This window comes from Archangium sp. (assembly GCF_036388035.1).
Taxonomy (GTDB): domain Bacteria; phylum Myxococcota; class Myxococcia; order Myxococcales; family Myxococcaceae; genus Archangium.
In genome coordinates this window covers 1-24,592 of sequence record NZ_DASVSO010001022.1, presented here as the reverse complement: position 1 = coordinate 24,592, position 24,592 = coordinate 1, and the positions used below count along the sequence as shown (strand labels likewise).

At 68.9% G+C, this 24,592-nt stretch carries 22 protein-coding genes and 3 pseudogenes; 12 read left to right on the top strand and 13 right to left on the bottom strand.

Annotated features, from left to right (window positions below):
- The 4 genes from rseP to VF697_RS42170 all read right to left on the bottom strand — a co-directional run.
- The coding region (gene rseP / locus VF697_RS42185) for an RIP metalloprotease RseP (RefSeq protein WP_331104243.1) at positions 1-678 on the bottom strand (678 nt) is incomplete at its 3' end.
- Between the two features lie 82 nt (positions 679-760).
- Positions 761-1,588, bottom strand: a complete 828-nt coding sequence (locus VF697_RS42180; RefSeq protein WP_331104241.1) for a phosphatidate cytidylyltransferase — start codon at positions 1,586-1,588, stop codon at positions 761-763.
- The gene (locus tag VF697_RS42175; protein WP_331104239.1) at positions 1,585-2,382 is read right to left on the bottom strand and encodes an isoprenyl transferase; all 798 of its coding nucleotides are present in this window, start codon (positions 2,380-2,382) and stop codon (positions 1,585-1,587) included. Before VF697_RS42175 ends, VF697_RS42180 begins: the two co-directional genes overlap by 4 nt.
- Positions 2,383-2,673: 291 nt before the next feature.
- Positions 2,674-4,479: a serine/threonine protein kinase gene (locus VF697_RS42170; protein WP_414641467.1), complete on the bottom strand. Its 1,806-nt coding sequence runs from the start codon at positions 4,477-4,479 to the stop codon at positions 2,674-2,676.
- 179 nt (positions 4,480-4,658) lie between these two features.
- On the opposite strand from VF697_RS42170, the gene VF697_RS42165 reads away from it, so the two are divergent.
- The 3 genes from VF697_RS42165 to VF697_RS42155 all read left to right on the top strand — a co-directional run bounded on the left by VF697_RS42165 (position 4,659) and on the right by VF697_RS42155 (position 8,050).
- The gene (locus tag VF697_RS42165) at positions 4,659-5,801 is read left to right on the top strand and encodes a serine/threonine-protein kinase (protein WP_331104249.1); all 1,143 of its coding nucleotides are present in this window, start codon (positions 4,659-4,661) and stop codon (positions 5,799-5,801) included.
- A 2-nt stretch (positions 5,802-5,803) separates the two neighbouring features.
- Positions 5,804-6,763: an RluA family pseudouridine synthase gene (locus VF697_RS42160; RefSeq protein ID WP_331104247.1), complete on the top strand. Its 960-nt coding sequence runs from the start codon at positions 5,804-5,806 to the stop codon at positions 6,761-6,763.
- A 72-nt stretch (positions 6,764-6,835) separates the two neighbouring features.
- Positions 6,836-8,050: a DNA polymerase IV gene (locus VF697_RS42155; RefSeq protein WP_331104245.1), complete on the top strand. Its 1,215-nt coding sequence runs from the start codon at positions 6,836-6,838 to the stop codon at positions 8,048-8,050.
- 92 nt (positions 8,051-8,142) lie between these two features.
- Here the strand turns inward: VF697_RS42155 and pcnB are convergent, their stop codons facing one another.
- Positions 8,143-9,897, bottom strand: coding sequence for a polynucleotide adenylyltransferase PcnB (gene pcnB, locus VF697_RS42150; protein ID WP_331104235.1), 1,755 nt, complete (start codon positions 9,895-9,897; stop codon positions 8,143-8,145).
- Positions 9,898-9,972: 75 nt separating this feature from the next.
- Between pcnB and VF697_RS42145 the strand changes: the two genes are divergently transcribed.
- A complete protein-coding gene (locus tag VF697_RS42145) occupies positions 9,973-10,992 on the top strand; it encodes an NAD-dependent epimerase/dehydratase family protein (RefSeq protein ID WP_331104233.1) in 1,020 nt (339 codons plus the stop codon).
- A gap of 23 nt (positions 10,993-11,015) precedes the next feature.
- Positions 11,016-11,558 carry an inosine/xanthosine triphosphatase gene (yjjX, locus tag VF697_RS42140; RefSeq protein ID WP_331104231.1) on the top strand — a complete coding sequence of 181 codons (543 nt, stop codon included), beginning with the start codon at positions 11,016-11,018 and terminating at the stop codon, positions 11,556-11,558.
- A 4-nt stretch (positions 11,559-11,562) separates the two neighbouring features.
- On the opposite strand, the gene VF697_RS42135 is transcribed toward yjjX, so the two are convergent.
- From VF697_RS42135 to VF697_RS42115, 5 genes are read right to left on the bottom strand one after another with little or no spacing between them, the layout of a single operon-like run.
- Positions 11,563-11,898 carry a hypothetical protein gene (locus tag VF697_RS42135; RefSeq protein WP_331104229.1) on the bottom strand — a complete coding sequence of 112 codons (336 nt, stop codon included), beginning with the start codon at positions 11,896-11,898 and terminating at the stop codon, positions 11,563-11,565.
- Positions 11,895-12,455 carry a 4Fe-4S binding protein gene (locus VF697_RS42130; RefSeq protein ID WP_331104227.1) on the bottom strand — a complete coding sequence of 187 codons (561 nt, stop codon included), beginning with the start codon at positions 12,453-12,455 and terminating at the stop codon, positions 11,895-11,897. Before VF697_RS42130 ends, VF697_RS42135 begins: the two co-directional genes overlap by 4 nt.
- The gene (locus VF697_RS42125; protein WP_331104225.1) at positions 12,452-13,240 is read right to left on the bottom strand and encodes a nitrate reductase cytochrome c-type subunit; all 789 of its coding nucleotides are present in this window, start codon (positions 13,238-13,240) and stop codon (positions 12,452-12,454) included. The genes VF697_RS42130 and VF697_RS42125 overlap by 4 nt, the downstream gene beginning before the upstream one ends.
- On the bottom strand, positions 13,237-15,657 hold the full coding sequence (locus tag VF697_RS42120) for a molybdopterin-dependent oxidoreductase (RefSeq protein WP_331104223.1): 2,421 nt from the start codon (positions 15,655-15,657) through the stop codon (positions 13,237-13,239). The genes VF697_RS42125 and VF697_RS42120 overlap by 4 nt, the downstream gene beginning before the upstream one ends.
- Before the next feature lie 3 nt (positions 15,658-15,660).
- Positions 15,661-15,909 (bottom strand): hypothetical protein, encoded by a 249-nt coding sequence (locus VF697_RS42115; RefSeq protein WP_331104221.1) that lies wholly within the window; start codon positions 15,907-15,909, stop codon positions 15,661-15,663.
- Between the two features lie 213 nt (positions 15,910-16,122).
- Here VF697_RS42115 and VF697_RS42110 point away from each other — a divergent pair, with 213 nt between their 5' ends.
- The 3 genes from VF697_RS42110 to dsrP are packed head-to-tail and all read left to right on the top strand — an operon-like array spanning position 16,123 to position 18,883.
- On the top strand, positions 16,123-16,698 hold the full coding sequence (locus VF697_RS42110) for a hypothetical protein (RefSeq protein ID WP_331104219.1): 576 nt from the start codon (positions 16,123-16,125) through the stop codon (positions 16,696-16,698).
- Positions 16,691-17,596 carry a 4Fe-4S dicluster domain-containing protein gene (locus tag VF697_RS42105; RefSeq protein WP_331104217.1) on the top strand — a complete coding sequence of 302 codons (906 nt, stop codon included), beginning with the start codon at positions 16,691-16,693 and terminating at the stop codon, positions 17,594-17,596. The genes VF697_RS42110 and VF697_RS42105 overlap by 8 nt, the downstream gene beginning before the upstream one ends.
- A 3-nt stretch (positions 17,597-17,599) precedes the next feature.
- Positions 17,600-18,883, top strand: a complete 1,284-nt coding sequence (gene dsrP, locus VF697_RS42100; protein WP_331104215.1) for a sulfate reduction electron transfer complex DsrMKJOP subunit DsrP — start codon at positions 17,600-17,602, stop codon at positions 18,881-18,883.
- Between the two features lie 133 nt (positions 18,884-19,016).
- On the opposite strand, the pseudogene VF697_RS42095 reads toward dsrP, so the two are convergent.
- Positions 19,017-19,421: pseudogene (locus tag VF697_RS42095) on the bottom strand (tyrosine-type recombinase/integrase); the annotation flags it as partial.
- An 848-nt stretch (positions 19,422-20,269) separates the two neighbouring features.
- Between VF697_RS42095 and VF697_RS42090 the strand changes: the two are divergent.
- From VF697_RS42090 to VF697_RS42075, 4 genes and pseudogenes are all read left to right on the top strand, one after another.
- Entirely contained in the window at positions 20,270-21,196 is a 927-nt protein-coding gene (locus VF697_RS42090) for a DUF6310 domain-containing protein (RefSeq protein ID WP_414641466.1), read from the top strand.
- Between the two features lies 1 nt (position 21,197).
- Entirely contained in the window at positions 21,198-21,956 is a 759-nt protein-coding gene (locus tag VF697_RS42085) for a DUF5953 family protein (protein ID WP_331104213.1), read from the top strand.
- Between the two features lie 227 nt (positions 21,957-22,183).
- A pseudogene (locus tag VF697_RS42080) lies at positions 22,184-22,450 on the top strand (GTP-binding protein); the annotation flags it as partial.
- Between the two features lies 1 nt (position 22,451).
- Complete coding sequence (locus tag VF697_RS42075; RefSeq protein ID WP_331104251.1) at positions 22,452-22,586, top strand: hypothetical protein; 135 nt, start codon at positions 22,452-22,454, stop codon at positions 22,584-22,586.
- Between the two features lie 26 nt (positions 22,587-22,612).
- On the opposite strand, the gene VF697_RS42070 is transcribed toward VF697_RS42075, so the two are convergent.
- Both VF697_RS42070 and VF697_RS42065 read right to left on the bottom strand, forming a co-directional pair.
- Complete coding sequence (locus tag VF697_RS42070) at positions 22,613-23,593, bottom strand: hypothetical protein (RefSeq protein ID WP_331104212.1); 981 nt, start codon at positions 23,591-23,593, stop codon at positions 22,613-22,615.
- A gap of 129 nt (positions 23,594-23,722) precedes the next feature.
- Positions 23,723-24,592: pseudogene (locus tag VF697_RS42065) on the bottom strand (hypothetical protein); the annotation flags it as partial.

Genomic DNA, 24,592 nt, shown 5'->3' with positions numbered 1-24,592 from the left:
GGGCGAGTCCGGCGCCACCCCCACCACGGCGGGCTTGCGCACGGGCTGGATGCCAATCTGCCCCCGCTCCACCGAGTCCACCTGCGTGGTCTCGACGATCTTCCGCGGCGTCACCTCGACGATGGACTGCTTGCCGTCGCGCTCGATGGTGAGGGGGATGGGGCGCTCGAAGCGGCCGACGAAGGCCTCGCGCAGGTCCTCGAAGGTCTGCACCTTGTCGCCGTCCACGGCGACGATGCGGTCTCCGGGGCGGATGCCGGCGGCGGCCGCGGGCATCGCCGGGTCCACGAAGCCCACCCGGGTGGAGGTGGCCTCGTGCGCCCCCCAGAAGACGAAGAAGTAGATGAGGACGGGGAAGGCCAGGCTGAAGAAGGGCCCGGCCGCCACGATGAGGGCGCGCTTCCAGGGCGTGGCGTTGAGGAAGCCGCGCTGGGCGTCCTCGGGGCTCATCTCCTCGTAGGGCGAGTCCCCGGCCATCTTCACGTAGCCGCCCAGGGGCAGCAGGGCCACCTGGTACTCCGTCTCCCCCTTGGTGAAGCCGAACAGCTTGGGGCCGAAGCCGAAGGAGAATCGGACGACCTTCACTCCACAGGCCTTGGCCACGAGGAAGTGGCCCAGCTCGTGGACGGTGACGAGCACGCCCAGCAGGAGGATGAAGAGGCCGGTGTCTTGAAACATGGTCCCAACACTAACCGTGGGACCCAGGCCCGACAATGCGCTTCGGGGCACGCAGTCCGGCCGACCGGACAATCGGCGGTCGCTACGGAAGCAGGCCGCGAATGAAGGTGAGGTAGACGAACACCAGGGGCGCGTTGAAGAGCAGCGCGTCGATGCGGTCCAGGATGCCGCCGTGCCCGGGGATGATGCGGCCGGAATCCTTCACCCCGTAGGCCCGCTTGAGCATGGACTCGCACAGGTCGCCGATGGGCCCGAGGATGCCGCCCGCCACGCCCAGCACCAGACAGTCCGTCACGGTGAGGATGGGGTAGAAGAAGGCCCGGGTAATGAACAGGCCTCCCACCGAGCCCACCAGGCCGCCCGCGAAGCCCTCCCAGGTCTTGTTGGGGCTCACCGCCGGGTACAGCTTGTGCCGGCCCAGGAAGCGGCCAGCGAAGTAGGCGGCGGTGTCGTTGGCCCAGGTGATGACGAGCGCGGAGAAGACCCAGGCCATGCCGTCCGGCATCAGTCGCACGGCGGACAACGCGGTGAGCCCCACCGAGCCATACAGGAAGCCCGTCACCAGGTGCGCCACCCGCGTGGGCGCCTCCGGCAGGGGGCCCCGGATGAGGTGGTAGGTGAAGGCGAAGAGGAGGAAGAAGGCCGTCACCCAGAAGGCCCCTTCCCCGGTGCGCGTGGGGTCGCGCAGGGCCAGGAAGGGCAGCACGCCGGCCAGCAGCATGCCCACCCAGGCCGCCGGGGACAGCGTCTTCTGGGTGATGAGGTAGTACTCGCTGGCGCAGATGGCGGCGGCCACGCCCAGCAGGCCCGCGCTGTACGCGCCGCCCAGGCTCAGCAGGATCAGGACGACCGGCAGCAGAATCAGCCCGGAGACAATCCGGATGACGAGGTTCTTGTTCTTCTCGTTCACGCCTTGGCCCGCTGGGAGTCCTCCCGCTTCAGCTGCGCGGAAGTGAGGCCGAAGCGCCGCTCGCGGTGCTGGTACTGCGCCAGGCAGCGCAGGAACGCTTCGGTCCGGAAGTCCGGCCAGAGGACGTCGCTGAAGCACAGCTCCGCGTACGCCATCTGCCAGAGGAGGAAGTTGGAAATGCGCTGCTCTCCGCTGGTGCGCACCACCAGGTCCAGCGGCGGAAGGTCATGCGTCCAGAGGTAGGACTCGAAGCCCTTGGTGTCCAGTTCCGCGGGCGTCAATTCGCCCTTGCTGACGGCCTCGGCCACCCGGCGCGCCGCGTGCACCATCTCCTCGCGCCCGCCGTAGGAGAGCGCCAGCGTCAGCACCATCCCCGTGTTGTGGGCCGAGTCGGCCCGCAGCCTGTCCAGCGGATCCTTCACGAAGCGCGGCAGCTTCTCCACCTCGCCAATGGCGTTGAGGCGGATGCCGTTCTCCAGGATTTCGGCGCGCTCGCTCTCGAGGTACTCGCGCAGCAGGTCCATCAGCGCGGCCACCTCCTCGGCGGGACGGGCCCAGTTCTGCGAGGAGAAGGCATAGAGGGTGAGTGCCTCCACCCCCACGCGCCGGGCGCAGCGAGTCACCTCGCGCACACTGGCGGAGCCCTCGCGATGACCCTCCTCGCGGGGCAGGCCGCGCATCTCGGCCCACCGGCCATTGCCGTCCATGATGATACCCACGTGGCGCGGCAGGGGTCGTTCCTGCACGAGTCGCTCGAGGGCCGCGACAGAAGGAGGTGACACAGGGCGTTCCATGAGGCTGCGCAAGATAGAGGCACCACCGTGCCGCGTCCACGGGCGCGTGCAGGAGCGGTCGCCTCCGAGACCCGAGCGGTCGCCACCCCAGGTGGAACGGCCCTCGCCCAGGAAGACCCGCCGCCCCCCGCGGAGGCCACATCCGGACAGTCCCCCGCGAGGAGAAGGCACCTCCTGGCGCTCACGGCCCGCCTGCCCGCCTGCCCGGAACTGGCAGTGCGTGTAAGACCTACCCCATCCTGGCTACCCGACGCCATGAGGAGGAGGAATAGAAGCGGGCCCCGCCGTGCGTCAGTCCTCCAGCAGGTTGTACTTGAACTGGTTGGACTGGCCGGCCTTCACCTCGACGGAGCGGGTGACGTCCTTGCCCAGGTCCTTGTTGATGAGCTGCACGGAGTGGGAGCCGACCGTGACCTCGATGGGCGCCAGGGGTGTCTGACCGAGCGACTTCCCATCGAGCACCACGGTGGCGTAGGGCCGGATGCGGAACTCCAGCACGGCCTTCTGGACTGGGGCGGAGGCCTTGATGGACTTCGACCCCCCGCCTTGTCGCCCCCCACCGCGCGGTGGCTTCGGCGGCAGCACAGCGGCGACGGCGTTCTTCACGCCAGAGGCGGGCGCGTTCTCCACGGGAGCGGGGGTTCCCAGCACAGGCTCCGGCGCCTTCTGGGCGCCCCCCTCCGGCTGCGTCCCGACGGAAGCGATCCCCGTGCCCTCCGTCGGCTGCATTGCGGCGGAAGCGGCTGCCGGCGGCTCCGTCCCCGTGCCCGGAGACGTGGCGGCGGGCTGTACACCCTGCGGCGGGGTCGCAACCGTCGGCGGGGGCGTCTTGGGGCCACTCGACTTGATGATGATGGGCGCGGGAAGCTCCCGCGGCGCGGAGGTGCTCCGGACGTAGATGACCGCCCCTCCCACGACGAGCAGCGAGACACCGGCCAGACCCACCACCAGCCCCGTGCGGCGCCTGGGCATGCCCGCGGTCGCGGCGGGCCTGCCGCTGGAGGAGATGAGCGTGGGCGCCGTCGGCGCCGAGGAGCGCGGGTCCGCCTCGCTCTCGGCGGCGCGCGTCGCGTTGTCCGCGCGGCCCTCGGAGGCCGCCCGCGTCCCACCGTTCGAGCGGCTCGACGGGGTGGCGGTGGACTCGGAGCCGTTGTTGTGGCGCATGCCACCGCCGGTACCGGGCCGGCTCTTGGGGCCGCTACCGGGAGCGGGCGTGGCCACGTGCCCGACGTTCTCGCCAGCCATCTGGGCCACGAGCTGCGAGAGCTGGTAGGCGCCCATCGGCTCGCCAGTGGAGTGGATGAAGTGCTCCAGGTCCGCCTGGAAGGCACGGCAGTCCGGGTAGCGCTGCTCGCGCACCTTGGACAGCGCCCTGTCGAGGATCTGCACCAGGGCCTGGGGCAGGTCCGGCCGGCGCGACGACGCGGGGATGAGCGGCTCGAACAGGATGGCCTGCATCATGCTCACGTCGGTGGTGGCGTCGAAGGGCTTCTGCCCGGTGAGCAGCTCGTAGAGCACCACGCCCAGCGCGTACACGTCCACGCGCCGGTCCAGCGGCCGGGCCTGGAGCTGCTCCGGCGGCATGTATGCAATCTTGCCCTTGATGAGGCCCGTCTGCGTTTTGTGGCTCTGGTTGGCGGCCTTGGCGATGCCGAAGTCCACCACCTTCACCGCGCCCTGGCGCGACAGCAGGATGTTGTCGGGGCTGATGTCGCGGTGGATGAGGTCCAGCGGCTCGCCGGTGGCCGGGTCCACGAAGTCATGGGCGAAGGCCAGGCCCTCGCACGCCGAGGCGATGATCTTCGCGCAGGCGGCGGGCGGCAGCTCCACTCCCGCGCTGCGCGCCTTCTTGGACAGGATGCGCAGGTTGGGCCCGTCGATGTACTCCATCGCCAGGTAGTAGGCGCCCTCGGACTCACCGAAGTCGAAGATCTGCACGACGTTGGGGTGGTTGAGCTGCGCGGCCAGCTTCGCTTCCCCGAGGAACATGTCCACGAACTGCGGATCCTCGGCCAGGTGCGGCAGGATGCGCTTGAGCACGAGGGTCTTCTCGAACCCCATGGGCCCGGCCGCCTTGGCCAGGTACACCTCGGCCATGCCTCCGGTGGCGAGTTTGCTGACGAGTTGGTACTTGCCGACGTAACTCAAGGGCAGCTTCCTCTAGGTAGGCTGGGGACTCGGGCGCACATCATAGCCGGTGCGGACCATCCGACACCTCCCTCCGGCCGGAGGGAGTTTGACCCCGACGCAACAGGGTATCTAGGATCTCTGACTTGATGCGTCCCAAGGTCATCGGTCCCTATCGCGTCCTCGAGACGCTCGGAAGTGGCGGCATTGGGACCGTGTATCGGGCCCTTGACTCCCGGACCAACGATTTGGTGGCCCTGAAGCTGCTCTCCGGTGGTCCGGCGATGGACTCCCGCGCCGCCAAGCGACTGGTGCGCGAGTTCGACACGTTGGTGGATCTGTCCCATCCCAACGTCGTCAAGGTCTACGACACCGGCGTGTACCAAAGCTCGCCCTACCTCGTCATGGAGCTCATCGAGGGGCTGACGTTGCGCGACTACCTGTCGCTCAAGGGCGGGGACATGCACTCGCCCCCCAGCTCGTCCTCGGGGCAGTTCCAGCGCTCCGGGCGGGTGTCTTCGGTGGACGCGGGCTCGGAGTCGGGCGAGGCAGGCCCCCTGCCCTTCGACCTGTCGGCCTTCGCCGAGGAGGCGCCGAGCGAGGAGATGGCCTCGATGCGCTTCGGGGCGTCCGGCTCGGCGGCGGTGCTGCCGGTGCCGATGGATCCGTGGCTGGGCTCGGACTCGGACGAGCTGGATCCGATCGACTTCGAGCTGCCCTACGACGTGGCGGGGCCCGGAGCGGAGCCGGTGAAGCGGGAGACGGCGGCGCGGCTGGAGGAGCTGAACCGGCCCGAGCGGGTGTGTCGGCTCAAGGACACCCTGCTGCAGGTGTGCGACGCGCTGGCCTACATCCACGCGCACGGGCTGGTGCACCGGGACCTGAAGCCCTCCAACATCATGGTGGACGAGGACCGGCAGGTGCGGCTGATGGACTTCGGGCTGGCGAAGTTCCTGGCGGACGACGCGGGGGTGACGCTGGACGGGCGCATGGTGGGGACGTTCCGCTACATGTCGCCGGAGCAGATTCTCGGAGAGCCCCTGGACGGACGGGCGGACCTGTACTGCCTGGGCGTCATCCTCTACGAGCTGATGAGCGGTCGCCCACCTTTTGACGCGAAGTCCCCGGTGGACTTGTGGCACAAGGTGCTGGAAACCGAGCCACCGCCCCTGTTGGCCATCAACCAGAGGGGAGATCCACAGCTGGCCCGGGTGGCCCATCGCCTCATCCGAAAGGAGCCGGACGACCGGTTCCAGACGGCGGAGGAAGTGTACGAGGCTCTCTCCGAGTGAACGTGACCGCGACGACGACGACACACACGCTGGTGGTGGAGGAAGGCAAGGCGGGGCAGCGGGTGGACCTCTTCATCGGAGAGGCGCTGGGGCTGTCGCGGGCGAAGCTGAAGAAGCTCTTCGATTCGGGCGCGGTGAAGGTGGACGGCCGGGCGGCGAAGAAGGGCCTGCTGGTGGCGGTGGGGCAGCGCATCTCCGTGGTGGTGCCGGAGGAGCGGCGCGAGGTGGTGCCGGAGCCGGAGGCGCCCCTGGCGGTGCTGCACGAGGACGCGACGCTGGTCTTCGTGGACAAGCCCTCGGGCCGGCCCTCGCACCCGCTGCAATCCGGAGAGACGGGCACGGTGGCCAACGCGCTGATCGCCCGCTACCCCGAGTGCGCCGAGGCCTCGGAGGACGAGCGCGAGGGCGGGCTGTGCCACCGGCTGGACATCGAGACATCCGGGGTGATGGCGGCGGCGCGCACGCGCGAGGCGTGGACGGCGGTGCGCGAGGCCTTCGGTGGGCGCGAGGTGGACAAGCGCTACTGGGCGCTGGTGACGGGGCCCCTGGCGGACGAGGGAGAGATCGAGCTGCCGCTGCGCCACCACCCGAGGCACCCGGACCGGGTGGAGCCGGCGCTGGACGGAGGCGAGGGCGCGCGGGAAGCGCTCTCGGAATTCCGCGTGCTGGGACGCTCGGGGGAGTACAGCCTGGTGGAGGTGCGCATCCACACCGGGGTGCTGCACCAGGTGCGCGCGCACCTGGCGGCGGTGGGAGCCCCGCTGGTGGGAGACACGCTGTACGGGGGACGCGAGGAGCCGGGCCTGGGCCGCTTCTTCCTGCACGCGCGGGCGCTGGGGCTGACACACCCGGTGACGAAGCAGCGGGTGCGCGTGGAGAGCCCCCTGCCCCGGGAGCTGCTCGAGGTGCTCGAGCGCCATGCCCTCCCGCTCCCCGCGGCGGCGACTCCCCCATCACCTTGAGGACGACGCGCTTGCGGCGCTGCCCGTCGAGCTCAGCGTAGGTCAGAGGGGTCCACTACAGTGATTCCAGCGATGCGGGCCATCATCCACGTGGACATGGACGCCTTCTATGCGTCCGTCGAGCAGCGAGACAACCCGGAGCTGCGGGGCAAGCCGTTGATTGTGGGCGGGGACGTACGACGCGGCGTGGTGGTCGCGGCGTCCTACGAGGTGCGCAAGTACGGCGTGCGGAGCGCCATGCCCATGGCGCGGGCCATCAAGCAGGCCCCCCACGCGCTGGTGGTGAAGCCCCGCTTCAGCGCGTACAGCGAGGCCAGCGAGCAGGTGTTCTCCATCTTCGAGCGGTACACGCCGCTCATCGAGCCCCTGTCCCTGGACGAGGCCTTCCTGGACGTGACGGCGTCGGTGGGGCTCTTCGGAGCCCCGGCGGACATCGCTCGGCGGATCCGCAAGGAGATTGCCGCGGAGACGGCCCTGCCGTCGTCGGCGGGGATCGCCTCGGTGAAGTTCGTGGCGAAGATCGCCTCGGACGTGGCGAAGCCGAACGGCCAGCGCGAGGTGCGCGCGGAGGAGACGGTGGCGTTCCTCGCGGGGCTGCCCGTGGGGCGGCTGTGGGGCGTGGGGCCGAAGACGGAGGAGGCGCTGAAGGGCGCGGGGCTGGTGACGATCGGCGACGTGGCGAGGAAGGACGCCTCGTGGATGGAGGCGCGCTGGGGCGCGAGCGGGCGTCACCTGTGGGAGCTGGCGCACGGCATCGACCCGCGCGACGTGGTGCCGGACCGCGAGGCCAAGAGCGTGGGGGCCGAGGACACGTTCGACGAGGACCTGACGGGGCTGGAGGCGTTGAGCCCGCACATCCATGCCCAGGCGCTCCGGGTGGGCCGCCGGCTGCGCAAGGCCGGGGTGAAGGGCCGGGTGGTGCAGCTCAAGCTGAAGTTCTCGGACTTCACGCTCATCACCCGGAGGGTCACCCTGCCCTCGCCGACGGATGATGGACAGACGCTCTACCGGGTGGCGCGGGAGATGTTGGAGAAGGCCCACGCGGACAAGCCCATCCGGCTGACGGGAGTCTCCGTGCAGGAGCTGGGCACGGAGAGCGCTGGAGCGCGGCAGCTCGGGCTGTTCACGGAGCCGGAGAAGCCGAAGCGCAGCGACAAGCTGAACGCGGCGCTGGACCGGATCGCGGAGCGCTTCGGCACCAAGGCGGTGACGACGGCGGACATCGCGGGAAGCGACGAAGCCGAGCCAGAGCCGGAGCGCCCCAAGAAGCCCCACCGCCCCAACTGAGGCTTCGGGCGCTGTCCACCGGCAGGCGCTCCGCGCCGCTCGAGCGTCCCGACTGAACCCGCGCCCTCCGAGAGAGGGCACGGAAGAGGGACTCAACCCTCGTCGGACTCGGAATCCGGGTCGGAGTCGGAGCCGAACTCGCCACCCGACTCCTCGCCACCGGACTCGGAGCCGAACTCGGACTCGTCACCGACCTCGCTGGAGTCCGAGTCGGAGTCACCCGAGTCCCCCGCCTCACTGGCCTCGCCCCTGGAGGCATCGGCGCTGGCCGTCGTGGTGGCGGAAGTACCCGTGGCCGCACCCGGCTTGCGCCCACTGCGACGCCGACGCCGCTTGCGCTTGCGGGGGCCCTCGCCCTCGGGGGCGGCGCCCTCGGCCTTCAGGGGAGGCAGCTCGCCACGCTTCCACGCCTCGAGGGCCTCGCGGTGCTGACCGGTGGCCTCGACGGAGATCTCGAAGACGACCAGCGCGTCGTTGAAGAGCGGGTGGCGGCGGAACGCCCCGGTGCGACGGCGGCGCTCCCCAGAGAGGGTGCGCTGGGCGATGAGCAGCAGCCGGCAGCGCTCGGCGATGCGACGCGGCAGCCGCGCCGTCTGGACGAACTCGGCCAGCAGGTCCTCGATGGCCTGGGCCACGGAGGGACGGCCCGCCGGGTCCTGCGGCTCGACGATGGGGCCGGCCTGGGCGATGGGGACGAGCAGCGCGGCCAGCAGGATGGCGTCATCCAGCGGCTCCCCGGAGGAGACGCGTCGGTCGAGCGCCTCGGCGTAGGCGTAGAAGGTGTCCCGGCCCTTGCGGCCGTTCTCCCGCAGGTAGGCGGCCACCGGCGGCAGCAGGATCTTCAGCGCGTCCAGCGCGGCGAGCAGCCGCACGCTGGGAGCCGCCACCCCGCCGCGGATGAGGCGGAAGGTCTCCTCCAGGAGGCGCGCGGGGGCGCAGCGGGGCAGGTCCTCGACGGCCCCCTCCATGGCGGCGTAGGTGCGCGACTCGATGTCCAGGCCCAGCTTGGAGGCGAAGCGCACGGCGCGGAGGATGCGGACGGGGTCCTCGCGCATGCGGATTTCCGGGTCGCCGATGGTCCGGATGTAGCGCTCGTCGAGGTCGCGCAGGCCGCGGACGTAGTCGATCACCCGGCCCTCGGCGACGTCGTAGAAGAGGCCGTTCATGGTGAAGTCGCGGCGACGGGCGTCCTGCTCGGCGGTGCCGAAGACGTTGTCGTGGGTGATGAGCAGGTCCTGCGCCGACTCCTGCGACTCCTCGGCCTCGCCGCCCTCCTCACCGTTCTCCCCATTCTCCGGAGCGCTCTCGCCATTGGAGGCGTCGAGCTCGGTGGGGTTGGCGCGGAAGGTGGAGACCTCGATGATCTTCCCGCCCTTGAAGTAGATGTGGGCGAGCCGGAAGCGCCGGCCGATGAGGCGGCAGTTGCGGAAGATGGAGCGCACCTCGCCGGGATGGGCGCTGGTGGCGATGTCGAAGTCCTTGGGCTTCCGGTCCAGCAGCAGGTCTCTCACACACCCACCCACGAAGTAGGCCTGGTGGCCGTGGGCGAGGAGGCGGTGGATGACCTTGAGGCCGTCCGGATCGAGCTTGTCGGGATCGATCTCCGCGGGCCGGCCGGAGGGGGTGGAGTCGGGGGGAAACTCGGTATCGGAAAGGGTGTCCTCGGAAAGAGTCTCCGTAAAAGCGGACATAGGGGCTTGGGTCTCCTGCGCGAGTTCGGGAACCGGCAGGGCCTCGAAGGAGTCCAGGGACTCGGCCTCGGAGGCGACAACCTCGCGCGCGGCATCGGGCGCAGGCTGGAGCGTCGGTTCGCCGACAGGCGGCGTTTCAGTGGAGTCTCGCGTCATCGCGGTTGACGCCCCGTGGGGGGCGATTCTAAGGGGCACGACCTATAGCGCATCCTCCCCGGAAGGGAGTAGCACATGAAGACATTGTTGACGGGAGCAACGGGGCTGGTGGGGGCCAACCTCGCCCACCTGCTGTGTGAGCAGGGGGAGCGCCCTCGCCTGCTCGTCCGGGAGCGGAGTGACCGCCGGGGCCTGCGCGGGCTGAGCTACGACGAGGTGCTCGGCGACGTGCTGGATGCGGATTCCCTCCGGGGGGCGATGAAAGGGGTGGAGCGGGTCTACCACGTCGCGGGCATCGTCCGGTTCGATCCCTTTACTCGGGAGGACGTCTCCCGCACCAACGCCCGGGGGACACAAAACGTTCTGGAGGCCGCAAAGGCGGCGGGGGTGCGGCGGGTCGTGGTGGTGTCGAGCGTGGCGGCGGTCGGCCATGGGACGCTGGCCGAGCCGGCAACCGAGCAGACGGCCTACAACTACGCTGGGGACAACCCCTACCACGAGTCCAAGCGGGAGGCGGAGCGGCTGGCGCTGGCGGCCTCGGGGCTTGGCCTGGAGGTCTTGGCGGGCAACCCGAGCTTCGTGCTCGGCCCCTATGACGTGAGGCCGTCCACCGGGGACCTGCTGCTCTTCGTGGCCAAGGGGCTCGTGCAGGTGTACCCGAGCGGGGGGGTGAACGCGGTGAACGCGCAGGACGTGGCGCGGGGGCTGCAACTCATCATGCAGAAGGGCCGCCCGGGGGAGCGCTACATCCTGGGGGGGGAGAACCTGACCTACCGCGAGCTGCTCACCATTTGCGCGGAGGAGGCGGGGGTGGCGCCGCCGAAGCTGCCGCTGCCGGACGTGGCGGTGAAGGCGCTGGGGAAGTTCGGAGACGTGGTGGGCCGGCTGTCCCCGGACCTGTTCAAACATGTGAACACGGCGTTCCTCCAGGCGCTTCCGGTGCCGGCGTACCAGTCGTCGGGGAAGGCCATGCGGGAGCTGGGCTATCAGCCGAGGCCGGTGCGACTCGGCATCCGGGAGGCCCTGCGCTGGTTCCAGGAAGAGGGAATGCTCCCGAGGGACCGGCCCCTCACCCCCCGCGGCGTCGTAGGCTGAACCTCTTGGAGAACCCGACTCCCATGTCCTTCACCATCGCCATCGGCTCGACGAACCCGGCCAAGACGACAGCGGCGCGCACCATCTGTGAGCGGGCCTTCCCCGGCTGCACCGTGGTGCCCGTCGACGTGCCCAGCGGAGTCCCCGAGCAACCCATCGGCTCCGAGCAGACCTCGACGGGAGCGCGCAACCGGGCCCGGGCGGCGATGGCGGCCGTGGCGGGGGCGCGGATGGGCATGGGGTTGGAGGGAGGCGTGGACCCGGACGGCAGCCTCATCAACTGCGTGGTCGTGGTAGAGGCCGGGGGCCGGGAGAACGAGACCTGGGGGGTACGCTTCTCCCTCCCGCCGAGCGTCGTCGCCCGGGTGCTGAAGGGCGAGGAGTTGGGTCCGGTGATGGACGACGTCTCCGGCCGGACGGAGAGCAAGAAGCACCTCGGGGCCATCGGCATCCTCTCCAACGGCCTCTTCACGCGCGCCGAGATGTGGCAGGGCCCGCTCGCCTGCGCGCTGATGCCCTTCCTGCACCCGGAGCTCTACCCCGCGCACCGCTCCGAGTCCGTTTGAGTCCTCACCCCTGCAGCCGGTTCTCGATGCGAATGAGCCGGATGCCCTTGGGCGTGCGCATGAGCGTGTCCCACCAGTCCGCCCCCTCGTACCAGTAGCGGATCTGCACCCCGAGCACCCTCCCCTGCCGGAGCGCCTCCGCTGCCTCGGTGAGCGGGACGGACCGCTCGGAGGCCATCATCAGGGCGCCGCCCTTGAGCAGCACATCCTTCACCACGGTGCAGCGCTGGATGTCCTGGACGAGCTGCTCCAGGGTGTCCGGGTCGAGGAGGGCGTCCTGCAACTGGGGAAGCGGGGTGTTGTCGGGAGCGACCTTCCCGAGGTAGAGCGCGGCTGTCATGAGACGGGAACCTGCTGGCGGGAGGGAAGAAACTCGAAGGCGTTGAGCGGGGCCGGGCACACCTGGACGCAGACGCCACAGCCGTTGCAGCGGTCCTCCACCACGCGGGGGCGCCCCAGCTCGATGACGATGGCGTTCTCGACGGGGCAGCGCTCGGAGCAGGTGCTGCAGAACGAGCCCTGCCAGGCGAGGCAGAGCTGGGGACGCACCCGGACGGTCATCCCCGGTACGGGAGCACCCGTCGGAGCGCCGGGACTCACGGAGGAAGGACCCCCACCGGGAGGCGCGGGCGGAGCCATTCCGATCCGGCTGACCCCGTCTTGGGGGACGACGAGCCCCTCACGCAGGGAGAAGACCGGGAGGCTGTTTCCGGTGGCCTCGCCCGCCTGGGAACGGGAGGAATAGAACGCCTCGAGCGAGAAACCACCGCCCGGCGCGGCAGCAGGCGCGGGCACGGGCGCGGGCGCACGAGCGGGCTCCGGAGAAGGCGCGGGCTCCTCCTTCTTCCGGAGGAACCCGAAGAGCGCCCGGCGGCTGATGGCGGCCTGCGAACTCACGGCTTCGCCTCCATCGCCACGCCCGGCTGCCCTGCCCCACCGACGCGCTGGTCGAGCTGCGCCGAGGAGCCATGGCACTGCTGGCAGTTCTGCCGCTCCGGGTGTGAGGTGCGCAGCCCGGGGAGCCCCTTGGGCCCGTGGCAGCTCGCGCAGTTGGTCCGCATGTGCGTCGAGTGAGGCAGGGTCGGCGGAGCGCCCGGCCACGCCCGCGCGCCATTCCCGGCCGAGGCCAGCCCGACGAAACCATTCCCCGGCATGTCCTTGTATGGGGCCAGCGGGCGAGGCGACTCCCCCACCACATGGCACTGCGTGCAGCTCTGGTACGGCGCGTGGCTGATCTTCGGAGCCACCCGGTTGCCCAGCTTCATCCCCTCGCCATGGCAGGCGAGACAGCCGGGGACCTCGCGCTGATCAATCTCGTGCGGAATGGTCGGCGGCGCCCCGTCATACGCGCGGTGGGTCTTCCGCTGGGCGGCGGCCTGCGCGCGCTGCTCGGGGGTGCCCACCGGCAGGGGCTTCACCGGGAACTCCGCCTCCGCCAGCGAGGCGATGGCGCCCTCGTACATCCGCGCGTTGGCTCCGCGCCGAGCCTCGCGCAGCTCGCCGTAGCTCGGAGCGCGCTCCGCCCGTTGCGCGTGCGGATCCGAGGCCACCGGACGCTCGGGCATCTCCGGCTCACGGAGCCCCGCGAAGTACCCGGTGGCCGCGAGCGCCACCGCCACGGCGGCGCCCACATGGAGCCACCGGGCCGGGAGGCCACTGCCCTGTTCGCCCTCGGGGTTCATCCCTGCTTCTCCGCGACGAGCTCACGCCGCCGCACCCGGGCCGCGCACTTCTTGTAGTCCGGCTGCTTGGAGAACGGGTCGTGCTCGTCGAGTGTGAGCCCGTTGATGAGCAGCCGCTCATCGAAGAACGGGACGAAGAGCGAGCCCTCGACGGGCTCACCGCGACCGCCAATCCACACCGGCAGGTCGAGCTTCCCGCGCCGCGTCTCCACGGTGACCCAGTCCCCGTTATCCACCCCGAGCTTCCGGGCATCCGCGCGGTTCATCTCCACGTACGCCTGGGGCATGGCGCGCTGAAGCTGGGGAATCCGCATGGTCATCGTGCCCGAGTGCCAGTGCTCGATGACGCGGCCGGTGCACAGCCAGAAGGGGAACTCGGCATCGGGCGACTCGGGAGGGGGCTCGTAGGGGCTGAACCAGATCTGCGCCCGGTCGTCGTGCGTGGTCGAGTGGTAGAACTGGATGTCGCGGCCCTTCTTCACGTACGGGTCGTCGAAGCCGGAGAAGCGGAACTTCGTCTCACGCCAGCTCCCGTCCGACTGCTGCACCACGGGCCAGCGCAGGCCGCGCGCCTTCACGTACTCCTGATAGGGCGCCAGGTCCTTGTGCTTGATGCGGGTCGTCTTCCGGTACTCCTCGAAGAGCTGCTCGTCGACGTTGACGTCGTAGTAGTGGGCGAAGTCCCAAGCGGGTACGGGCTTGCCGTCCTTGCCCTTCATCTCGAAGAGGAAGCGGCCGTCCTTGTCCTTCATGCCGGCGAAGCCGAGCTCGAAGAGCCGGTGGGCCACGGCGATGAGCTGCCAGGCGTCGTCCCGGGCCTGACCGGGCGGCGACACCATCTTGAACCACTGCTGGGTGCGCCGCTCGGAGTTGCCCGTCATGCCGTTCTTCTCCACCCACATGGCCGAGGGGAGGATGAGGTCGGCGATGCGCGCGGTGGCGGAGGGGTAGACGTCCGAGACGATGAGGAACTTGTCCGCGAGCTTGCGGCTGGGGTCCACCAGCTTGTGCGTGTTGGGCAGGGTCTGCGCGGGGTTGGTGACCTGGACCCAGATGGTGTGGATGTCACCGCCCTGCTCGGTGGGCGTGGAGAAGCGCTTCCACATCTCCAGCGTGTGGTAGCCGGGCTTGTCGTGGAGCCGGCCCGGGGGGACATTCCAGATCTCCTCCATCTGGGCGCGGTGCTCGGCCTTGGCGACCACGCGGCCACCGGGGAGCGCATGGGCGAGCGTGCCCACCTCGCGCACGGTGCCACACGCCGAGGGCTGGCCGGTGAGGCTGGTGGGCGCATCCCCCGGCTTGCCGAAGTGCCCGCTGAGCAGGTGGAGCCCGTGGACGAGGTTGTTGATGGCCGTGCCCCGGGTGTGCTGGTTCATCCCCATGCACCACAGGCTGGTGATGCGGATGTCCCGCCGGCCGAACAGGCCCGCCAGCATCCGCAAGTCCTTCGCCGAGACACCCGAGAGCTGCTCCACCTTCTCCGGGGTGTAGGGGGCGAGCAGCTCCCGGTACTCCTCGAAGGTGATGGCCTTGCCCTCGAGCGTGGGAGGCGTGCTGGCGGCGCGGAAGGCACAGTTGGCCTCGATGAAGGCCTTGTCGTAGGTACCGTTCTCCACCAGCAGGTGGGCAATGCCGCAGGCAATCGCCAGGTCCGAGTTCGGCTTGAAGCGCAGCACGTGGTCGCAGAACCCGCTGGTGCGTGTCTTGCGCGTGCCGATGTCGATGAGGGTGACCTTCTCGCCGCGCGAGCGCCGGTCAATCACACGCGAGAAGAGGACCGGATGCATCTCCGCGGGGTTGTTGCCCCACATGATGAGCACGTCGCAGGCATCGAGGTCGTCGTAGCAGCCGGCGGGCTCGTCCACGCCATAGGTGGCGAGGAAGCCCGTCACCGCCGATGCCATGCACAGCCGCGCGTTGGCATCGAGTTGGTTGGTGCCCAAGCCGCCCTTGACGAACTTCGAGGCGGCATAGCCCTCGGGGATGGTCCACTGGCCGCTGCCGTAGACACCGAAACCCTTGGGATCCTTCAGCACGCGGCGGGCGACGATGTCGATCGCCTCCTCCCAGGAGATGGGCACATGCTTGTCGCCCTTCTTCAGCAGCGGCGTGGTGAGCCGATCCTGGCCGTAGAGGGCGAGTCCCACGTGGTAGCCCTTCACGCACAGCAGGCCCTTGTTGACCGGGGCCTTCTGGTCGCCAGCGATGGCCACCACCTTGCCGTTCTGCACCCCCACCTGGACGTGGCAGCCGGTGCCGCAGAAGCGGCAGGGAGCCTTGTTCCACTGCACGCCATTGCCGTTACGGGCGGCGACCGAAGGCTCCACGGCGGCCTTGTCCTGGCCGTACGCGAGCCGGCTCGCCGCCATCGTCGCGGCCGCCATGGCCGTGCCCTTGAGGAAGTCTCGGCGATCCATGGCTCAGCACTCCTCCTGCTCTGAGAAATCCACCATCACCACGTCCACGAAGCTCACTCCTGGCTGCTCCCTCAAGGACTCGGCGAGCGCCTCACCCTCGGCGAGGCTGGCCGTCTCGGTCACCACCGGCAGCCAGCGCCCCTCCAGGGGCGGGCCCACGGTGAGGCGCGGGTCGCGAGCGAATTCGGAGAGCGCGAGCGCCCTCAACTCGGGGGAGGCATCGAGGGTGAGGACCAGGCTGCTGATAGGCATGCGGGTTCCGTCCATTCGGGGCACGGCCGCCAGGAGCAAGAGGCGGACCACCCCACCCGCCCCCGCATCCCAGGGCGGGCGCGCGCAAAGGCTGCGCGTAAAGCTGTTGCAGTGATGCAGGTTTTTCGCCGCCCCCGGGGGTGCCCCAGAGGCAGACGGCGCTGGCACGGACGCTGCTTTGCGCTGGTCCCCGTGGAGAGCCACCTCTACAGAATGATGCGCCCGGCGCTCGTCGCCTCGCTGCTTGCCCTCGGCGGATGCGGGAAGGACCAACCCGCGCGCTTCCAACCGCCCCCGGGAGCACCGACCGGCAAGGAGACGATCCACCAGCCGGCGAAGCTCACCTCGGTGGAGAGCGACCAGAAGGATGCGCTGGGCCAGCCGCTTCGCGTCGCGTGCGAGAGCTGCCACTCGCTGCGGGAGACGAAGCCCATGCCCTCGCGGCCCGAGGAGCTGAAGGAGTTCCACCAGGGCCTCCAGTTCCGCCACGGAGAGCTCGCCTGCACCTCCTGTCACCAGGCCCAGCAACCGCGCACGCTGCACCTGGCCACGGGCGAGCCGCTGCCGATGACGGAGGCGCTGACGCTGTGCGCGCAGTGCCACGGGCCGCAGCACCGCGACTTCAAGGCGGGGGCGCACGGTGGCATGACGGGCCACTGGGACCTCTCGCGGGGAGACCGCACGCGGAACCACTGTGTGAGCTGCCACGACCCACACGCACCGAAGTACGCGGGCGCGCATCCGGTGATGCCGCCGCGCCACCCCAAGGAAGCCCCAAGCCATGAGTGACCTTGTCTCCCGCCGCACGGTGATGAAGGGGGCCGGAGCGACGCTCGGGGCCGCGGCCTTCGCGCATGCGATGGCGCCGCTCACCGAGTGGACCCAGGACCTGAGCGTCGATGAGTTCCTCCAGAAGCACTACAAGGAGCTGACGCGCGACGAGATGGCACGGGTGCTCGTGCACCTGAAGGCCGAGGCGAAACAGAAGTACGGCCGGGACGTGGACATCCAGGATCTGCCGCCGCAGGAGGGCGTGTCGTTCGGCTACGCGCTCAACCTGAGCGTGTGCATCGGCTGCCGCAAGTGCGCCGAGGCGTGCCACCTCGAGAACAACCACGATCGGCGCACGGGCAACTCGTACATCCGGGTGCTCGAGATGCAGCAGGGCAGCCTGGACCTGGAGCACGGCAACGCGAACTACGACCACCCGGTGCCGGCCGAGGGCAAGTACTACCTGCCGGTGCAGTGCCACCAGTGCGACAACGCGCCGTGCGTGAAGGTGTGCCCCGTCCAGGCCACGTGGAAGGAGGCGGACGGGGTGGTGGTGGTGGACTACAACTGGTGCATCGGCTGCCGGTACTGCGAGGCGGCGTGCCCGTACCACGCGCGGCGCTTCAACTGGGCGAAGCCGGAGATTCCGCCCGAGGAGCTCAACCCGGACCAGGGCTACCTCTCCAACCGGGTGCGCCCGCAGGGCGTGGTGGAGAAGTGCACCTTCTGCCTGCACCGCACGCGAGCGGGCCGGCTGCCCGCGTGCCTGGAGGCGTGCCCCACGGGGGCGCGGGTGTTTGGCAACCTGTTGGATCCCAAGAGCCCCATCCGCTGGGTGCTCGAGAACAAGCGCGTCTTCGTGCTCAAGGAAGAGCTCGGGACGCGACCCCGCTTCTTCTACTTCTTCGACAAGTGAGCCATGGCTGCTTCCCGTCACCTGCTCGACTACCCGCGGTTCCTGGGACGGCTGCTGTGGATGAGCACCGACGGGAGCTGGCGCTTCTACACGTGGATGACGGTGCTCACCGCGATTGCGCTGGTGGGCGCCAACGCCTGGGCGCACCAGATGGTGGAGGGCATGGCCCTCACGGCGATGAGCGACCACGTCTCCTGGGGCCTGTACATCGCCAACTTCACCTTTGGCGTGGGGCTGGCGGCGGGCGCGGTGATGATGGTCATCCCCGCGTACCTGTACCATGACCACGAGATGCACGATGTGACGCTGATCGGCGAGCTGCTCGCGATCGCGGCCATCTTCATGTGCCTCTTGTTCATCGTGGTGGACATGGGGAGGCCGGACCGCTTCTGGCACATCATGCCTGGGATTGGCCGGTTCAACTGGCCGGTGTCGATGCTCTCCTGGGACGTGGTGGTGCTCAATGGCTACCTGTTCATCAACCTGCACATCTGCGGCTACCTGCTCTACATGCGCTTCCTGGGGCGCAAGCCGCGCAAGCAGTGGTACCTGCCGTTCGTCTTCCTCTCCATCTTCTGGGCCATCAGCATCCACAGCGTGACGGCGTTCCTCTACAGCGGGCTGGGCGGGAGGCCGTTCTGGAACTCGGCGCTGCTGGCGCCCCGGTTCATCGCCTCGGCGTTCATCACGGGCCCGGCGTTCGTCATCATGCTGCTGCAGGTCATCCGCCGCTTCACGGGGCTGCCCATCGGCGAGGGCCCACTGCGCACGCTGACCTCGGTGATGCGGGTGACGGTGCTGCTCAACCTGTTCATGCTGGGCTCGGAGTTGTTCACGGCCCTCTACACGGGCGGCTCGCACGCCACGGCGGTGCGCTACCTGTTCTTCGGCTCGCACGGGAAGCACGCGCTGGTGCCGTGGATCTGGACGGCGGTGGCTCTCAACATCGCCTCGGCGGTGGTGGTGCACCTGCCAGCGACGCGGCGTCACGTGAGGTTGCTGAACCTGGCGTGCGTACTGGCCTTCGCGGGCGTGTGGATTGAAAAGGGAATGGGCCTCATCATCCCCGGCTTCGTCCCGAGCACCCTGCACGAGGTGGTGGAGTACGTGCCCACGCTTACCGAGTGGAAGATCACCGCGGGCATCTGGGCCTTCGGGCTGATGGTGCTGACGGTGGCGGTGAAGGTGGCGCTGCCGGTGCTGAGCGGGCAGCTCGCCGCCTCGCACGCCGAGCACGCACCGGCCGGGCACGGAGACGCGGCCTCGGAGTCGAAGCAGGCCGCGTAAGGTCACACGGGTTCGAATCCCGTCGGGAACAACCTGTGAAGCCCAGCAATCTCAAGGGGTTGCTGGGCTTTTCTTTTGCCCCCGGTTCCTCTTGTGCCCTCAGTGTGCCCCTCCGGCATCTCTGGCCGATGCGGCGTGGATGGGGCACAGGCCGGTCGAGCTGCTGCACCGCGCTCTCCTGGGCCTCCGGCGCAAAGTGGGCGTAGCGCATGATCATCTCGATGGTCGCGTGGCCCATCAACTCCTGGATGACCTTGAGCGGAACGCCCCTCATGGCGAGGTGGCTGCCGTAGGTGTGTCGCAGGTCGTGCCATGTGATGCACCCCTGCTCCCGCGTGATGCCTACTCGGCACGGTGCCCGCTCCAGGCGGTGTTCGGTCATGCCAGCGGTGAGCGGCTGGCCGTCCTCCTGGCAGAACACGTAAGGGCCGCGCAGGTGGCGGCGTCCCTTGAGCGCGTCCACTGCCGAGCCCGGCAGGTCCACCGTTCATTCCCGTCCACCCTTCGGCAGACCCGTCACACTCTGCGTTCGCGTCCGGGCTGGCCTCCGCACATTGGCTGCCGCGCGCCTGGAGCCCTCCAGGGTCATGGCTCGTGCCGTGGCTGTCACTCCGCTGTTTCTGCTCTGCACTGGGCCCGAGATGCTGGTGCGTGAGGTCGTGCTCGCGCGCCCGCCCCCCCTGTACTCTCCAGGAGCCCGACGTGCCGCTGACGCGCGACTGTCCACCGGCCCAAGCTCCGCGCCCTGGCGGCTTTCGACTGTCCCGAGCTGCCATGGCCGCCGTCGTGCCCTTGTGGCCTCCAACGTCCCCAAGAGCCTCCGCGCCAGCCACCGCGCCACTCGTACCTCTACCGCCCCGAGGTGCCGCTGCTTCTGACTTGCGCTTGATGGTCCGGGTTCGCGACGACTACCATGAGGCTAGCTCCCCTGTGTCTGGAGGCTCCATGGCAAGAGTAGAGTGTCCGAAGTGCAGCAATCGATTCGACCCGACCAACCACCTCGCAACGGGCGGTGCTGCGGTTGCTGGAGCCGCCGCCGGAGCGAAGGTCGGCGCGGGGATTGGTCTCGCAGGCGGTCCGTTTGGCGCGATCGCGGGCACCATCCCTGGCGCCATCATCGGTGGGACACTTGCCTTTTTTGGGGCGAGCAAGTTCGCCAAGTGCCCTGATTGTGGGGATGTCTTTACCATCTGAAACCGATGATGGGTCTCCCCTGAAGGGGATTGGCGTGCCCAGCACGCCCGAGCCTCGCGCCGCTGATGCCCTCTGCGCCGGGCTGCTTCGCTCCGGCACCCACCGAGCCTCCTCGCCGTCGGAGTGCGCTGGCATACTCCGAACGGGCCTGCCAGGACCCTTTAGGTTCTGACTTGGCTGGAGGACGTAGCCATGCGTTTCCGAGCGTGCATCGCACTTCTGCTCTTTGTCTCAGCCTGCGCTACGTCAGCGCCCAGCCCAAGAGAGCCAACGGCCCGGGACCCGAGGCTCGCCAACCTCCGGCGAGCGGGGACGCTGCCCTGGACGGACGGGGGGCGTTGCGTTGTCCAGGAGGCGTCTCAGCCCTGGCCCGTAGTGGTGGAGCGGTGCTTTCCTGCCCTCGACCATGACCGGATCGAGTTTCACGACTCCACAGGACGATGCGCGGTTGCCTCCGCTGGTGCCGCTGCCGTGGGGCTCGGGGTCTGCGTCCTGGCGGCACCGGAGATCGTCGTGGGAGCGGTGATCGTCGCGGGCGTGGTGGTGGTGGGATTCACCATCAAAGAGGCCCTGGATGCGTATGAGCTGAAATGGGCCGAGCCCGAGGACGCAAGGCCCGCGCCTGAAACGCGGCCCGTGCCTGAAACAAAGCCCGCCCCGCAGGAACCCTCGCCGAAACAAAGGCCCAAGCCGGAGCCAAAAGGGCCGGATTTCCCTCCTCTGGGGCCCACCGAAACCTCGGAGCGAGAGCGCCATCGCAGGTGCGAGCCGATCCCGGTGCCGCACCGAGGCGGAGATGATACTCACGACAAGTGCGCCGACAAAATTCCGAACAACAGCTTCCCCGGCTGGGATGTACTCGTAAACGGGAAGAACTTCGACGCGCTGCAACTGGCCACGCGAACGCTGTGGGACATCAAAACGGATGATTTTGACAAACAACCGCTTCGCTCTCAGCGGTTCTTTGTCAGGATGAAGCTTCCTGAGCTGAGACGCGAAGCCAAGCTCGCCAGGGAATGCGGATATGAATTCATCATTGGAGTGCGAAGCACCGCGCACAAAGCTGTGCTGTCCGAAGAAGACCCCACCCTCAAGGTCGTTGTCATGGATTGGTGCTGAAATGACAGCCTCTCAAAGCTCCCTCATCATCATAGTCCACGCGCCCGCACTCATGAACCATGACGACCGCCCGACCGCCATTGTCCATGCAATGGAACGTGCGCTGCCTGGTTTGCGCCTGGGGTGGACGACTTCGGAAAAAGAAGACCTCATCTTATTGCCTCACCGCGACGAGTGGGTCGCGGCCAACGTGACAAACGGAGGGTTTCCGTTCCTGTGCAACGATGACGATGACCACCTCGTGACGATTGCTGGATTGGAAAACCCAAACGGTCTTGCCGCAGGAAGTCCGCCGCATTTTGAAGTCCATGCGGACCTGCCCCTAGACGCAGTCGGCATCGCGGCGACTGTTGATGTGCTTGAGGGTGTAGCGGAGGGCGCTCGCGCGGTATGGGGGCACGCGACGCCGAGTGGCTATGGTGGGGTCGTGGCGCAACAGTTTCGTCACCCCGGCGATGAGCCACATGTTCCGCCCCACGGGCTGCCCTCGCTCAAACTCCCCTGGGACAGTTTCACGCCTGAGGTTCCGCATTTCCTCGGGTGGCTGAACTACTGGTCGGCCACTGCCGCACGGGCCATCGGATTCCCGGATCCCTCGCGCGACGCGGAGCTCCTTTCGCGCGCACGGCGTACCGTGACGGGCGGGTGGGTTGTGAGGCTCACCGATGCTCCGCTCGACCTGGACAACCCCGTGCACCTGGACGCGCTCAAACGGGCCTACGAGCGCTTCCCGGAGATTGGCGGGCACTCGGCCCCTTGAGGCCTTGGCACGGCTCGGGCTCTGTTGGCCGCCCCACCTCGGCGCCGCCGCGCTGCTCACGCGACCTTTCGTGGCGCACGCTTACTGGCCGCTCGTCCTGGCCGCTCGTCCTGGCCGCGAGGCTGCTCCTGGCGGGCGCTTGGCTCCGTGCCGTCATCGCGCTGTTCCAGCGATGGCCCGCTTCAAGAGGAGACACCTTCCGCTCGTAACACACCGCCCATTCCCTCATCAGCCAGTGTCTGTCTTTCGACCCGCGGGTGACCACGCTCACCGAGCGCATCCTCTACTTCACCGGCCGCATCCACGCGATGGGCGAGGTGCACTCGGGCTCCACCGAGATGGACTGGATGGAGCAGGAGAAGAAGCGCGGCATCACCATCACCTCGGCGGCCACCACCGCCACCTGGAAGCCGCGGCGAGGGCCTTTCGCGGGCACCCCGCACCGCATCAACATCCTGGACACGCCAGGACACGTGGACTTCACCCTTGAGGTGCATGGCCAGCCTCTTCAGTTACGTGACGAGCCTGCGCGGACGCACCCAGGGACGGGCCGTGACCACGCTGCGGCTCGCCAGCCACGAGCCGGTGCCCGACGCGCTGCAGGCGTCGGTGCTGGCGGCTCGCCGGTAGAACAGGAGTGAGTCGTGCTGGGACGGTCAGCCAGAAAGCTGATCGCCGCCGGATGGCGGGAGCGGATGGCGGCCGAGGAACGCGAGCGCCTTCTCGAAGGCGGCCCGGTCCGGCCAGCGGACGTGCTCATAGAGGCCTCGGAGCTTGCTGCTGCGATCGGGAGGGGTGGCGTCGGGGGCGGTCGCGGCTCCGTGGAGATCGAGGCTCTGATACTCAAAGGGCCAATCCTGTGCCTGGAGGGTCTCGATCCACTCCTGCGAGGCGGAATAAGGGACCAGGGCGTCACAGAGATTGCGCATCAAGGCAATGGGCACCTTGCGGGTCCAGGTCATCGGCACAGGACACGGAAGGCGCGTCCAGGGATTGCCGCCCGCGTACTGGGCGATGGCGGCGATCCGATTCGCCCGCCACATGCCGTAGAGCGCCGCCATGTAAGCGCCATTGCTCCAGCCGAAGACGTAGATGCGGCTCGTGTCCACCAGGCCTCGGGCCACCACCTCGTCGAGGAAATGATCGATGGCGAGCGCGTCGAGGTTGGCGGTGGGGTTGCGATACCACTCGTCCCAATGGAAGCCGGTGCCGCTGAGGGCGCCGGCGGGACGGGCGCGCCGGCCCATGGGGGAGAGCACGATGAAGCCCTGGACCTCCGGATCGCTCGACAGGGCGGCGGTGTCGTGGAGCGCGAACAGCGCCTTGCCGAGCGAATAGAGGCTCGCGGGCGTGGCGCGTGAGCCGTGCAGGTGGATGAGGAGCGGCCATTTCCGTCCGGCGCTGCCCGGCTGGGCGGCCTGCGCGGGCAGGTTGAGGCAGGCATAGCGGGTCACGCCCTCCTGGACGAAGGAGAGCACCTCGCCGCCCTCGGCGCGGGGGCGAAAGGTCACCGGCTCCACGGTCTGCATCGGCAGCGCCCCGTCAACGGAACAGCTGACGGCGGCATTGACCGGCGCGGCTGGCGAATGAAACAGGGTGCTCGCGAAGGATTTCAGCTCGGCAAGGCCACTGGCCATGTGTCACCTCGTGTCTCCTTGGACCCGCGAGGTGAAAATCCGGGCAGCGGCTCATTCTCTTTTCTATCGCCCGCCTCGGGTGTGGTGGACCCGAGGACGAGCGCCTCCGCCGTCAAACCGGGCCGGGGGCTAGCGCAGGAAGAGCTCCTCACGACTCGGCGCGTCGATGGGCAACTCCTGGGCCGACAAGGTGCTCAGCAAGGGCGGACGGACGACGCTGACGCCCATCCACTGCTGGAGCTTGTCCAGGGCCAGGGTGCGCTCGGGCTCGGGGAGCTGGAGGATGGAGGAGCCGTGGTTGCCGGCGGGCACGAAGAGGCGCAGCGAGTCGTTGCGCTCGCGCACTTCGAAGGCACCGGTGGACCAGGGGTCGTTCTCCCCGTAGATGAAGAGCAGGCGCTGGCCGTCGGTGCGCACCCAGCGCTCCACCTGGCGCATGAGGGCGTGATCGAACGGCTTGTTCACCTCCAGGGGCGGGTAGTTCGTCACCGCGTCCTGGCGCGGGTAGCGCAGCAGGCCGTGCAGGTGGCGCTCGTCGTAGCGCGGAGCACCCAGCTCGGTGGCCGCCTGGTAGTAGTACGGGGCGTAGTACGTGAGGTACGAGTCCCCGCCCAGGAAGCCCACGCCGACGATGTCCTCAATGAAGCCGAACAGCTCCTCGGCGCTCGCGTCGGCGCCGGGGATGAACGGGCACAGGGACGCGTTGCCGTACTGCCAGAAGGCATAGGGCAGCTCCACCACGGAGAATTCCAGGGCCTTGTCCTCGCCGAGGATGTCGAAGGTAACGCCCCGAGGCGCATACGTGGCCGTCACCAGGGGAAGCAGCTCCTCGCGGTGCTGGAGGGCGGTCTTCTGGAAGGTGCTCAGCTTCTCGTTGCACTCGGGGTCATTGCCCGCGTTGTGGACGAACTCCACGTAGCGCGCGTCGAAGGGGCCGCGGCTGCTGGGGGCCACGTAGGGCACGGTGGCGTCCACGTCCTCCGGGTAGAAGAAGCGGTG

What these genes read in the sequence shown, in the direction of transcription:
- VF697_RS42175 (WP_331104239.1), bottom strand. Translation starts at nt 2,382, where the DNA reads ATGGAACGCCCTGTGTCACCTCCTTCTGTCGCGGCCCTCGAGCGACTC.
- VF697_RS42170 (WP_414641467.1), bottom strand. Translation starts at nt 4,479, where the DNA reads ATGGCCGAGGTGTACCTGGCCAAGGCGGCCGGGCCCATGGGGTTCGAG.
- VF697_RS42165 (WP_331104249.1), top strand. Translation starts at nt 4,659, where the DNA reads ATGCGTCCCAAGGTCATCGGTCCCTATCGCGTCCTCGAGACGCTCGGA.
- VF697_RS42155 (WP_331104245.1), top strand. Translation starts at nt 6,836, where the DNA reads ATGCGGGCCATCATCCACGTGGACATGGACGCCTTCTATGCGTCCGTC.
- pcnB (WP_331104235.1), bottom strand. Translation starts at nt 9,897, where the DNA reads ATGACGCGAGACTCCACTGAAACGCCGCCTGTCGGCGAACCGACGCTC.
- VF697_RS42145 (WP_331104233.1), top strand. Translation starts at nt 9,973, where the DNA reads ATGAAGACATTGTTGACGGGAGCAACGGGGCTGGTGGGGGCCAACCTC.
- yjjX (WP_331104231.1), top strand. Translation starts at nt 11,016, where the DNA reads ATGTCCTTCACCATCGCCATCGGCTCGACGAACCCGGCCAAGACGACA.
- VF697_RS42135 (WP_331104229.1), bottom strand. Translation starts at nt 11,898, where the DNA reads ATGACAGCCGCGCTCTACCTCGGGAAGGTCGCTCCCGACAACACCCCG.
- VF697_RS42125 (WP_331104225.1), bottom strand. Translation starts at nt 13,240, where the DNA reads ATGAACCCCGAGGGCGAACAGGGCAGTGGCCTCCCGGCCCGGTGGCTC.
- VF697_RS42120 (WP_331104223.1), bottom strand. Translation starts at nt 15,657, where the DNA reads ATGGATCGCCGAGACTTCCTCAAGGGCACGGCCATGGCGGCCGCGACG.
- VF697_RS42115 (WP_331104221.1), bottom strand. Translation starts at nt 15,909, where the DNA reads ATGCCTATCAGCAGCCTGGTCCTCACCCTCGATGCCTCCCCCGAGTTG.
- VF697_RS42110 (WP_331104219.1), top strand. Translation starts at nt 16,123, where the DNA reads ATGATGCGCCCGGCGCTCGTCGCCTCGCTGCTTGCCCTCGGCGGATGC.
- VF697_RS42105 (WP_331104217.1), top strand. Translation starts at nt 16,691, where the DNA reads ATGAGTGACCTTGTCTCCCGCCGCACGGTGATGAAGGGGGCCGGAGCG.
- dsrP (WP_331104215.1), top strand. Translation starts at nt 17,600, where the DNA reads ATGGCTGCTTCCCGTCACCTGCTCGACTACCCGCGGTTCCTGGGACGG.
- VF697_RS42090 (WP_414641466.1), top strand. Translation starts at nt 20,270, where the DNA reads ATGCGTTTCCGAGCGTGCATCGCACTTCTGCTCTTTGTCTCAGCCTGC.
- VF697_RS42085 (WP_331104213.1), top strand. Translation starts at nt 21,198, where the DNA reads ATGACAGCCTCTCAAAGCTCCCTCATCATCATAGTCCACGCGCCCGCA.
- VF697_RS42075 (WP_331104251.1), top strand. Translation starts at nt 22,452, where the DNA reads ATGGCCAGCCTCTTCAGTTACGTGACGAGCCTGCGCGGACGCACCCAG.
- VF697_RS42070 (WP_331104212.1), bottom strand. Translation starts at nt 23,593, where the DNA reads ATGGCCAGTGGCCTTGCCGAGCTGAAATCCTTCGCGAGCACCCTGTTT.